Genomic DNA, 10,619 nt, shown 5'->3' with positions numbered 1-10,619 from the left:
GCGTCGCAAGGTGCGACGGGGGCGGGGCGGGCGACGGCGGGGATGAAGATGAGGTGCTGAGGTGGTCCAGCAGGTCCTGGGCCGTGGGGCGGTCGGCCGGAGTCTTGGCCATGGCCGCCAGCACCAGGTCATGCAGCGGGCCGGCCAGACCCCGCAGGTCCGGGGGTTCGTTCAGGATGCGCAGGAGGATCGTGGGCACAGACCCGGAGCCAAACGGCGGGACGCCGCCGGCCGCGAAGCCCACCGTGCACCCCCACGAGAAGATGTCCGAGGCAGGCCCGATGCGGGCGCCCGACACCTGCTCCGGCGACATGTACGCGGGCGTCCCCACGATCGCGCTGCTCATCTCCGCGTCGGCGAGCTGCGCGATGCCGAAGTCGATGACCTTGGGCCCCACCTGGGAGAGCAGCACGTTGGACGGCTTGAGATCGCGGTGCACCACCCCGGCCCCGTGGATGGCCCGTAACGCCATCGCCATGGCCGCGGCCAGCCCGTCCAATGCGGAGCCCGTCAAGGGCCCCGACTCGCTGACGACGTCCCTCAAGCTGGGCCCTTCGACGTATTCGGTGACCAGATAGGCCACGTCCCCCTCGACGTCGGCGTCCAGGACGGGGGCGGTGCAGAACCTGGCGACCCGCTTGGCGGCTGCCACCTCGCGGGCGAAACGCCGCCGGAAGCCGGCGTCCGCGTCCATCCTGGCGTGGATCAGCTTGACCGCCACCCGCGTGCCGTCCGGTCCTTGACCCAGGTAGACGACGCCCATCCCGCCTTCGCCCAGCCTGCCCAGCAGAGCGTACGGCCCCACCTGGCGCGGATCCCCGTCCCTCAACGCCTCCAAGGTCATAGAGGACCACGCTATCTTCCCCCGCGACGGGTCTTCCACGCCTACAGCGCCAGCCGCCACTCGTTCCACTCGTCGAGGAGCTCGAAGCCCATGGCCTCGTTGATGGCGAGCATGGGGCCGTTGGAGGTGGCGTTCCAGGTGATGATCCGTTCCAGGTGCGGCTCCCGTTCACGCAGCCAGAGCAGGTTGGTGAGCTTGAGCAGCAGGCCCAGCCGGTGGCCGCGGTGCTCGGCCAGCACCATCGTGTCCGCCTGGTTGCCCCAGCCGTCGGAGCGGTCGGCTTTGAGGTAGATGCGCGTGTAGCCGGCGGGGGCGCCGTCGCGGTCGCGGCGGGCGATCGTGGTGTAGCACGTCACGCCGCTGGGGGTGATGCCCTCTTCGCGGTCGCGCATGCGTTCCACGCTGAAGACCGCGTCCTCGAGGTCGGCGTCGCGCGGCGCGTCGTTCATGCCGTTCATCAGGATGGCGATGTCGGGCATCAGCTCGGGGCCGGCCGGGCCGATCCACCGTTCCAAGGAGTAGCCCTCGACCTGGGGGACCATGCGTTCCAGCGCGCTCCAGCCGGCCGTGCGCAGGTCGAGCGTGCGGCGGGCCTCCACGAGTGAGACCACCATGCCGCGTGCCCGAGCGAAGCGGGCGCCCACGCCGGTGGAGGGCGTCTGCGTGAGCAGCAGCCGCCTCCCATGCCCGCGCAACCGGTCCAGGGCGTGCTCGAACAGCTCCGTGCCGAGACCGCGTTCGCGCCGCTCGGGCCGGACCACGAGCGGGAACAGCCACCCCATGTGGGTGTTGTCGAGCCGGGACAGCGCCAGCCCGTAGCCACCGGCCACCTTGCCGCCCTCTACCACGGCCCACGCCTCCGTCAACTGACCGGGCCGGTCTGCGCAGGCGTCGCGGCGGAAGAGGGGGAGGGACAGGAGAGGGCCGGGGTCGTGGGAATTGGCCGCCACGTACGCGTCGTGCAGGCCCGCGATCAGATCCTCGTGCCGGTCAGGGTGGATGCGCTGGATCCTCATGCGGCCAGCCAAGCGCAGGCGCGGCGGCCAGGGCGAGTGAATTTATTGGCGGTAGTTCTCCACCTCGCCGGGCGGGCGGACGGCGGCGCCTTCGGGGTCCTCGCCCGCGCTGCGCCGGGCGCGGCGCTGCCTCAGCAGGTCCCAGCACTGGTCGAGGGCCGCTTCCAGCTGCTTGATGCGCGCATGCTCTTCGTCCGTCGTCACCTCGTCGGCCGCCAGTCTGTTGCGCAGTTCGTGCTCCTCGTCGACCAAAGAGCTGATCTTGGTGAGTATCTCGTCGTCCCGCATGCCCAAGACTCTAATCACTGCGTGATAGAACACGCCCTATGTCAGGTATCGCGCTGGTAAGGAAGCCCGGCCCCCGTATCGCCGAGGGCATCGTCACCCATATCGAGCGCGAGCCGGTGGACTACGAGCGGGCCGCCGCCCAGCACGACGCGTACGTGGCCGCGCTGGCGGCTGGCGGCCCGCGTACGCCAAGCCCGCCGACGACCTGCCCGACGCGCCGTTCGTGGAGGACGCGGTGCTGGTGGCTGGGCGGCTGGCCGTGCTGACCCGGCCCGGCGCGGCCGAGCGGCGGCCGGAGGTGGAGTCCGTGGCGCAGGCCGTACGGGAACTGGGCGTCAACTACCACCGGCTGAAGCCGGTGGTTTGCTCTCACGGTCCCGTCTGGCTGAAGGGAGGCCGGTAGCGTGCGGCTGGTTGACAACAGCCCAGCCCGCAACGCCGCGTACGGCGACGTTGCGGGCCGCGATGTGGTCGGCGTGCCCAGCGAGGCCACAGCCGGTGCAGGCGAACCGGCCGCGCGCGGGCCGGTTCGCTCTGGAGACGCACCCGCAGTCGGGACAGGCCTGCGAGGTGTAGGCGGGATCGACCAGGAGGAAGGCGACCCCGGCCCGCGCGGCCTTGTAGCGGGTGAATTCGATCAGCTGGGCGAACGCCCAGCCGTGCAGGGTGCGCCGCTGGAGCCGGTGAGCCCTTACCCGGCCGCGGATGCCCTGGAGATCCTCCAGGGCGATGCCGCGGCCGGTGCGTTCGGCTTCGCGCACCACGTGTTTGCTGATTTGGTGGTTGGTGTCGGTCATCATCCGGTGCTCACGCCCGGACAGGCGGCGCAGCACCCGCCGCGCCGAAGAAGTGCCCTTCTTCTGCAAGCGGCGGCGCTGCCGATACCTGCGCTCCCGCAGGCTGCGCACGTGCCCGTTGCCGCCGATCGGCCCGGGCAGGGCGGGGCCGGGCAGCACCGCCCCGTCGTTGGTGACCGCCAGGTTCGCCACTCCTTGGTCCACCCCGAGGAAGCCGTTGACCGGCTCGCGCACCGCCGGTTTGGGCAGGGTGACGGCGACCTGCAGCAGCCACACGCCGCCCCGGCAGATCAGGTCGGCCTCGCCGAGCGGGAGCGTGTCGACGGCCTTCAGATCCTCCGGCCGTCCCATGTAGGGCACGGTGACGCGGCCGGTGGGGGTCCACAGCGACACGGTGCGGGCGTCCCGGTTCCAGCTCATCAGCCGCGCGTCGTAGGGGACCGCGCCGTACGGGCGGAACACATGAGCCCGTGTCTTGGTGGCGCGCCGGTTGGCGTACGCGCCGGCCACCCGGGCAATCGCCCGCACGGCCGCCTGCGCGCCCAGCCCGGCGAACTGGGCACGCACCGGATAGTAGGCCAGCCGGTGCAGCTCCACCACGGCGAAGGTGCGCTGCTGCCAGGCCAGCCGGGAGACGAAACTCGCCGCCTCATTGCAGACCTGCACCGCCGCCGTCAGAGCCTCGGCCTGGGTCGGAGTGGGCGCAAGCCGGAGCTGTACCACTGAAGGCAGGCCGTGCCGTTTGGCGGCGGAGCGGCGGATCGCCATCGCGCACCTCCTGTCACAAGCCCCTCACACACCGCAGATATTACTGGCTGTTACCAATATTTTCCATACTGTTTTCGAAAGGAGGGGCTTTCCTCCCGGCCCTGAAGGACTGGGTCTCCGCGCCACAAGTCAGATGAAGACGGTCAGCATCGCCCCGCCGGGCACCCTCGACGGGGGCGACGTGCTGCAGGTCGGCCGCACCGTGTACGTCGGCAGATCGGCGCGCACCAACGACGACGGCATCAGGCAGCTGACGGCCCTGCGGCCGGAGCGCCGGGTGGTGCCCGTGGACATGAGCGGCGTGCTGCACCTGAAGTCGGCGGTGACGGCGCTGCCCGGCGGGACGTTCATCGGGGATCCCAGGCGCGTGAACCTGCCGCATATGCTGGAGCCGCCGTAGGAGTCGGGCGCGCACGTGGTGCTCATGGGCGGCGACCAGGTCCTGATGGCCGCCTCGGCACCTCAGACCGCCACCATGCTCGAAAAGCATGGACTCAACGTGACGAAGGTCGACATTTCAGAATTTGAGAAGCACGAGGGGCGCGTGACCTGCCTCAGCGTACTCATCGGGCAGTGAATCCGGGGTCCGGGCGCTCTCAACATGTGAGATCCGGCACGGCGCAGCCCGAGACATCTGATACCGTGCATGGCATGCTGCGCGGACTGCTTCTTAGCTGCCGCGGCGGGGGCCTCTAAGGCCGGCTCCCTCGCCGCGGAGCCAGTCGTGCGCGTCGGCCACTTCAATTCGAAGACCGACGAGGAGCATCCGACATGACCGCTCAGCAGCCCAGCTCTATGCCGATCCATCGTTATCAGCCTTATCAACCCGTCCGGCTGACCGACCGCACCTGGCCCGACCAGGTCACCACCAAGGCGCCCCGCTGGTGCGCGGTGGACCTGCGTGACGGCAACCAGGCACTGATCGACCCGATGGACTCCCACCGCAAGCTCCAGATGTTCGAGCTGCTGGTACGCATGGGCTACAAGGAGATCGAGGTAGGCTTCCCCGCCGCCTCGCAGACCGACTTCGACTTCATCCGGCAGATCATCGAAGAGGACCGCATCCCGGACGACGTCGTCATCCAGGTGCTGACCCAGGCCAGGCCGGAGCTGATCGAGCGGACCTTCGAGTCGATCGAGGGCGCCAAGCAGGCCATCGTCCACCTCTACAACTCGACCTCCACGCTGCAGCGGCGCGTCGTGTTCGGCCAGGACAAGGACGGCATCACGGCGATCGCGGTCGAGGGCGCCAAGCTGGTCAAGAAGCTCGCCGACGCGACCGATGTGGACGTCTACTTCCAGTACTCACCGGAGTCGTTCACCGGCACCGAGCTGGAGTACGCCGTGGAGGTGTGCGACGCGGTCAACGACGTGTGGCAGCCCACCCCGGATCGCAAGGTCATCATCAACCTGCCCGCCACGGTCGAGATGGCCACCCCCAACATCTACGCCGACCAGATCGAGTGGATGCACCGCCACCTCAAGCACCGCGACTCGATCGTGCTGTCACTGCACCCGCACAACGACCGCGGCACCGCCGTGGCCGCCGCCGAGCTGGGCTACATGGCCGGCGCCGACCGCATCGAGGGCTGCCTGTTCGGCAACGGCGAGCGCACCGGCAACGTCTGCCTGGTCACGCTGGGCATGAACCTGTTCTCCCAGGGCGTCGACCCCGAGATCGACTTCAGTGACATCGACGAGATCCGCCGGGTCACCGAATACTGCAACCAGCTGCCCGTGCACCCGCGTCACCCGTGGGGCGGCGAGCTGGTCTACACCGCCTTCTCCGGCTCCCACCAGGACGCCATCAAGAAGGGCTTCGAACACCTGGAGCGCGACGCCGCCGCAGCTGGCGTGCCGGTCGACGACTTCACCTGGGCGGTGCCCTACCTGCCCATCGACCCGAAGGACATCGGCAGGACGTACGAGGCCGTGATCCGGGTCAACAGCCAGTCCGGCAAGGGCGGCGTCGCGTACATCATGAAGGCCGACCACCAGCTCGACCTGCCGCGTCGGCTGCAGATCGAGTTCTCCAAGGTCGTGCAGGCCCGTACGGACGAGCAGGGCGGCGAGGTCGGTCCGGCCGCGATGTTCGAGATCTTCCGCGACGAATACCTGCCCAACCCGGCCAACCGGTGGGGCCGCCTCAGTCTCATGGCCCACCGCCACGAGTCCACGGTGGACGAGAAGGACCGCATCAGCGCCGACGTCCGGCTCGACGGGGAGATCCGCGAGATCGAGGGCTCCGGCAACGGTCCGATCTCGGCGTTCATCGACGCGATCGCGGGGGTGGGCATCCAGGCGCGGGTGCTCGACTACGTGGAGCACGCGATGAGCGCCGGCAGTGACGCCAAGGCCGCGTCCTACCTCGAGTGTGAGGTCAATGGGGAGGTGCTGTGGGGTGTGGGCATCGACGCCAACACCACGACGGCCTCCCTCAAGGCCATCATCTCCGCGGTCAACCGCGCTTCCCGCTGACGCCGTAAGTCTGTACGCCCCGGACCCTGCATGACCTGCGGGGCCGGGATCTGGCACGCGCCCACAAGGCCACGCCCCGATCACTCGACCGCGCCCTGTGAACAACAGGAGGCGCGGTCGAGTCGTTTGTGCCCCTTATGCGCCGGGAGTGCAGTTGTACACCTCGCCGTAGCGTTTCTGGGCGATACGCATGAGCTCGGTCATGTCTTTGATCGCGTCCCTGCCTTTAGCGATTCGGGTCAGGTAGATGGTGACCAGCTGCTCTTTGCCGTCGCATCGGAACTTTGCGACGACTCGGTACGGCTGGTCGGCGAAAGGTGAATTCGGCAGGTATGCGGCCAGGCCGTCGCCCAGGTCGGTAGGGAGCGTGACTCCACCGTGCCTGCTGTACACCTGACGCCTGTCCTCGAGAACGAAATCCAGTTGCTCTCGAGGCATCCCGTTACCCTCCTGCATCCACCTCACCTCCAGCGGCCGAGGCGTTGTATCCGGCGCCCAGCAGTCGCCATCGTTCTGACTGCCGTCTGTTTTCTCGGTGAGATGGCCCGTCACGCCGCTGACTAGGCGAAATGCCTGTTCAGGGATGAGCTTGCAAATGTATGGTGCGGAATCCACGACCGGTTGTGGGGCCGGGACCGGTGAGGAGACGATGTCGTTCTCCGGGGTACAGGCTGCGACGAGCAACACGAGAGTAGTCAGAGCGCCAGGCAGCCGGGCACGTCTCATTTGCCGCCTCCGGAGGAGGAGGGGGTCTCGAGGTCGAGATAGTCGTGCACCTTTGTGGTCTCGCGAAAGGTGTTTTCGAAGCGATCGAGAAGGTCGTTAGCTCCTCCGCTTTCGCGAGCCCACGCGAGGAACTGGCTGTATTCCTGCGGCGTCATCTCGGCGAAGGGCTTGATCCTCGGCGGGTTTCCGGTCGTGAATGAGTGCTTCTTCTGGCCAAGTGTGTCCAGCATGTCCTTGTTCAGCATGGCCGTGGCGAGCAGCTGCTCCGCCAGTCTCTCCGCCGCCAGCCGATTGTTCGCCAGCGTCGCGTGCGTCTCGTCCATGGTCTGCCCGTGCTCGAACATCCGCTGGGCGACCTGTTTGGCGATCTCGTCGTACGCGGCTCCGGTGAACGTGTCGTACCCCTTGCCGAGCAACTCACCGAACGCGCCTTTGGCCATCTCGCCCACTTGCTTGGCACCCGGCACCGGGAGCAGCCCAAGTGCGCTGCCTACCATGCTCTTCAGCGCCTCGTCCGCCTTCTTGTCGTCCAGCCCCTGCGCGATCAGCACCTGACGGCGGATCTCCACGATGAAGCCGAAGGGGCGTGCCTCCGCCGTGGCCTGGTCCACTAGAAACTGCTTGACATCGGCCTTGTCGACCCGTCCATTCCCGTTGAAGTCGTACTGCTTGACGTCGGCCTTCGTGAATCCGAGCCGCTCGGCGTTGGAGGCGTTGAGGCCAACCGGAGGCACATTGTCGAGTGCCGCTCTCATGTGTTCCATCTGCGCTCTCACCAGTCCCTCGAACGCAGCGTGGTCGCGGGTGGCCAGCACCATCGCGTAGGCCATGTCCTTGGCCGCCACCTTGTCGAATTTCTCACCGTTCAGGAGGAGCTCGGAGAGCTCATGGATGTTGGCGGAGATAGCCCTGCCCAGGGGGTAGCCCAAGGGGGCGTAGCGATCGAATAGATCTCTGTTCCTGATCTCTAGGTGTTCCGTGTCTTTGCCGAAGGCGTCGCGTACCTGGTCGGAGAGCGTTTTGATCATCTCGGCGGCTAGTTTCTTGGAGGTGGCATCCTGGCCGGTCGTTGCGATCGTCAGCATGTCCCTGATCGGCTTGTAGTCGTTCAGGAAACACGATGCGCTCCACCGGGTCGTGATCAGATAGTCGAGCACGGACTCCTTCCACCCGGCGGGCCTGTGATCCAGCAGCGCCTGAGACGCCTCCCGGCTGGACTTCGCCGCGTGGAACAGGTTGTCCACCACCGCTGATTGGGGCTCCATGCCGGGGCTCCCAGCCTGCGTTCCCGGCATCAGCATGGTGCCGAGCCCGAGCGCGCCGGCCAGATCGATGATGGGCAGCTGCTTGCCCTTGACGTAACGGCCCAGCGGATCCTTGGCCGCCGCCCATTGGTCCTTGCGCTCGTCGTGCTCATAGACGATCACGTCGCGCCCGACGACCTCCATGAACTCCTTCGAGTACGGCGGCTTCCCGTCGTGGGCCCGCCAGATGAGTGCCTGGGCCTGGTAGCCGGAGTATTTCGTGTCACCTGCCTTGTGCTCGGCCCGCCCCTCCTTCACCAGGCCCTTGAGGAAGTCGGCGCCCATGTAAGCGGGGCTCCTCGGATCCGTCCCTTTGGCCAGAGCCGTGCTCAGCATGCCCAGGACCTTCTGTCCTTGTCTGGAGAGCTGGGTCACGCCTTCGGCGTCCTGACGCTTCCTGGCGTCGCGCAACTGCATGGCGATCGCCCCGGGCACCCGCGTCACGCCGAGCGCGCCCAGCGTGCTGAGGAATGACTTGACGAACTCCGGGTCTCCGGTCCGCGACGCGTATTTCTCCAGCTCGGCCAGCGCCTTGCGGTCTCCGTCCGCGGCCTTCAGCGCGGCACGCCCCGCCAGCGTCCCGTCCAGCAGCCCCTGGGCGGCCTCCAAGTTGTCAGGAATCTCCAGGAAGCTCCCCGCCGGCGTGCTCCTCCCGAAAGTGACCTTCTGCCGCTGCAGCTCGTGGACCAGTCTCTGTCGCCGCCGCAGGTCCTCGGCCTGTGTGGTGACCCGTCCGGCCAACCTCCGCAGCCGCGCCGCCGGTGCGGTGTCGAGCCCGGCGCTCTGCAGTTCCTTGTGCAGAGCCTGCGCCAGCTCCTCCAGCTGACTGGCGGTCTGGGTGTGCTTGCTCGTCATCGTGTCGAATTCGGGCTGCTTGACCCCGCTGAACTCGCTCATGACTTGTCCGGAGTCGAGGCCAGCTTCTGTTTCGCGCTGTCTACGGCCTGCACAAGCATGGCCCGTAGCTCCCGCTGGTCGGCATGAACCTGGGTGTCGAATCGGGCGCCCGTCGGTCCCACCCACGCGTCGTTCTCCATGAAGCGGCAGGCGGGATCGAGCGCCCACCAGTGGTCGTCCGACAGCCGCTGAATCCGCTGGGCAACGGCCCGCATCGCCTCACGATCGAGGTCGGCCACGACGATCCTCCTCGTACGGCTCGCTGCACCAGAACAGATCAGGAGGCGGCGTCTCCCACGTCTTTCACACGCTAATCAACATCACGTCAACAGAACAAGCTTTAACGCAGTGAAAGGTATGGCGGGTTCGAATTTTGTTCGAGAATGAGCGTTTTGTCTAACTCGGGCGTGGGCCCGGTTACCTTCAAAGAAGGAGAGCGCGCGGAGTCAACGCGAGCACCTGGTCGAAACACGATCTTCAGTAAGCCGTTTCGGGTATGAATTAACTGCGGTTCTATGCGCCTCTTCACTCAAGGAAAGTGAAACCCTGCGGATGCTCGTTGAACATCGACTGAAGCAGCTCGGCTCCGTTAAGAAGCTCTGACCTCGCCTTTTGAAGCGAAACGGTACGCGCCTTCAATCAGGGGCAAGCGAATGCAACGGAGGTTGCAATGTCCCGTGAACCCGCCGTCGTCAAGAGCGCGATCGTCGGCGCGCTGGCCGCGCCCGTTCACGTCCTGGTCGTCTTCGGCGTGACTCTGCAACCAGCCCATGACGGAGGTCGTGACGCTGCGGGCACCCGGTCGCCGCTGTGACCGCGGAACGCGAGAGGCTCTGCGCCGAACGCGACGCACAGGCAAGCCGGCAGGGTCACGCCGGCGGCAACGCGGTGGTCCCTGGAGTCGTCGAGGGTTGAGGCGGCACAGCGCTAGCGGTGCTTGGTGGTCGTGGTCCGCTTGCGCCGCTTCATCCAGATGAACGGATGGGCCATCCCAACGGTGAAGATTATCCATAGGACGTGGCCCAACGTACAAGCCGGTTTCGACACACTCTTGCCGACGTTCTTCACGATGATCGGCTTCTCGCGTTCCGCAGATCACGTGTCCAGATCCGGACATCTACCCGAGGGAGCGCTGTGACGATGCCTGCCGATGAGCCAACGCTGGGCGAGGTGGTCCGAACCCTGGCCAGGATCGAACGCGGCCTCGGCATCCGCCTCGACGGCATCAACGTCCAAGATCGACCGTGACACGGGTCCTGTCACGGAGCTCGATGCGTTCTACCGACCTCGTGCTCGCGCCGTTCGATTAGCCGCTTAGGGGCTGGCATAACGGGCCTAAGGTTCGCCGTTGCGGCCGGCGAGCCCCCTGGCGTGCCAGGGCTCCGGCGTAGTGGGGTTTTGTCCCGTTTCTCGATCATGCGAGGTTGAGGACGGTGAGAGCGCGGGTGGCGTCGCGGGAGATGTAGCGGATGGCTTGGGCGATGTTGTCGGCGCCGTTCAG

General features: G+C 67.0%; 12 protein-coding genes. 5 read left to right on the top strand and 7 right to left on the bottom strand.

Annotation, left to right across the window (positions count from 1 at the left end; all coding sequences use genetic code 11):
- The 3 genes from ACTWPT_RS58865 to ACTWPT_RS58855 form a co-directional block, all read right to left on the bottom strand.
- Window positions 1–844 (bottom strand): serine/threonine-protein kinase (locus ACTWPT_RS58865; RefSeq protein WP_443186282.1); only part of this gene is annotated, 844 nt, incomplete at its 3' end.
- 41 nt (window positions 845–885) lie between these two features.
- Window positions 886–1,860, bottom strand: a complete 975-nt coding sequence (locus tag ACTWPT_RS58860; protein ID WP_443186281.1) for a GNAT family N-acetyltransferase — start codon at window positions 1,858–1,860, stop codon at window positions 886–888.
- A 42-nt stretch (window positions 1,861–1,902) separates the two neighbouring features.
- On the bottom strand, window positions 1,903–2,148 hold the full coding sequence (locus ACTWPT_RS58855; protein ID WP_443186280.1) for a DUF2630 family protein: 246 nt from the start codon (window positions 2,146–2,148) through the stop codon (window positions 1,903–1,905).
- Window positions 2,149–2,186: 38 nt separating this feature from the next.
- Between ACTWPT_RS58855 and ACTWPT_RS58850 the strand changes: the two genes are divergently transcribed.
- Entirely contained in the window at window positions 2,187–2,414 is a 228-nt protein-coding gene (locus ACTWPT_RS58850; RefSeq protein WP_443186279.1) for a hypothetical protein, read from the top strand.
- Window positions 2,415–2,483: 69 nt separating this feature from the next.
- On the opposite strand, the gene ACTWPT_RS58845 is transcribed toward ACTWPT_RS58850, so the two are convergent.
- Window positions 2,484–3,713 carry an RNA-guided endonuclease InsQ/TnpB family protein gene (locus tag ACTWPT_RS58845; RefSeq protein ID WP_443186278.1) on the bottom strand — a complete coding sequence of 410 codons (1,230 nt, stop codon included), beginning with the start codon at window positions 3,711–3,713 and terminating at the stop codon, window positions 2,484–2,486.
- Between the two features lie 133 nt (window positions 3,714–3,846).
- Between ACTWPT_RS58845 and ACTWPT_RS58840 the strand changes: the two genes are divergently transcribed.
- The 3 genes from ACTWPT_RS58840 to leuA all read left to right on the top strand — a co-directional run bounded on the left by ACTWPT_RS58840 (window position 3,847) and on the right by leuA (window position 6,191).
- A complete protein-coding gene (locus tag ACTWPT_RS58840; protein WP_443186277.1) occupies window positions 3,847–4,113 on the top strand; it encodes a hypothetical protein in 267 nt (88 codons plus the stop codon).
- A 15-nt stretch (window positions 4,114–4,128) separates the two neighbouring features.
- Entirely contained in the window at window positions 4,129–4,290 is a 162-nt protein-coding gene (locus tag ACTWPT_RS58835) for a hypothetical protein (protein ID WP_443186276.1), read from the top strand.
- A 194-nt stretch (window positions 4,291–4,484) separates the two neighbouring features.
- Window positions 4,485–6,191: a 2-isopropylmalate synthase gene (leuA, locus tag ACTWPT_RS58830; RefSeq protein ID WP_443186275.1), complete on the top strand. Its 1,707-nt coding sequence runs from the start codon at window positions 4,485–4,487 to the stop codon at window positions 6,189–6,191.
- Between the two features lie 135 nt (window positions 6,192–6,326).
- Here the strand turns inward: leuA and ACTWPT_RS58825 are convergent, their stop codons facing one another.
- Genes ACTWPT_RS58825 through ACTWPT_RS58815 form a run of 3 tightly spaced genes read right to left on the bottom strand, consistent with a single transcriptional unit; the run spans window position 6,327 to window position 9,357 of the window.
- Entirely contained in the window at window positions 6,327–6,878 is a 552-nt protein-coding gene (locus ACTWPT_RS58825) for a hypothetical protein (protein ID WP_443186274.1), read from the bottom strand.
- A 35-nt stretch (window positions 6,879–6,913) separates the two neighbouring features.
- Entirely contained in the window at window positions 6,914–9,118 is a 2,205-nt protein-coding gene (locus tag ACTWPT_RS58820) for a hypothetical protein (RefSeq protein ID WP_443186273.1), read from the bottom strand.
- Window positions 9,115–9,357, bottom strand: coding sequence for a hypothetical protein (locus ACTWPT_RS58815; protein ID WP_443186272.1), 243 nt, complete (start codon window positions 9,355–9,357; stop codon window positions 9,115–9,117). Before ACTWPT_RS58815 ends, ACTWPT_RS58820 begins: the two co-directional genes overlap by 4 nt.
- A 431-nt stretch (window positions 9,358–9,788) precedes the next feature.
- Here ACTWPT_RS58815 and ACTWPT_RS58810 point away from each other — a divergent pair, with 431 nt between their 5' ends.
- Window positions 9,789–9,932, top strand: coding sequence for a hypothetical protein (locus ACTWPT_RS58810; protein ID WP_443186271.1), 144 nt, complete (start codon window positions 9,789–9,791; stop codon window positions 9,930–9,932).
- Window positions 9,933–10,619 lie beyond the last annotated feature (687 nt).

It is taken from the genome of Nonomuraea sp. 3N208 (assembly GCF_052245935.1).
In the GTDB taxonomy this organism is placed as follows: domain Bacteria; phylum Actinomycetota; class Actinomycetes; order Streptosporangiales; family Streptosporangiaceae; genus Nonomuraea.
Note: the sequence above shows the minus strand (reverse complement) of the source record. Positions and strands in the feature narration are given on the sequence as shown.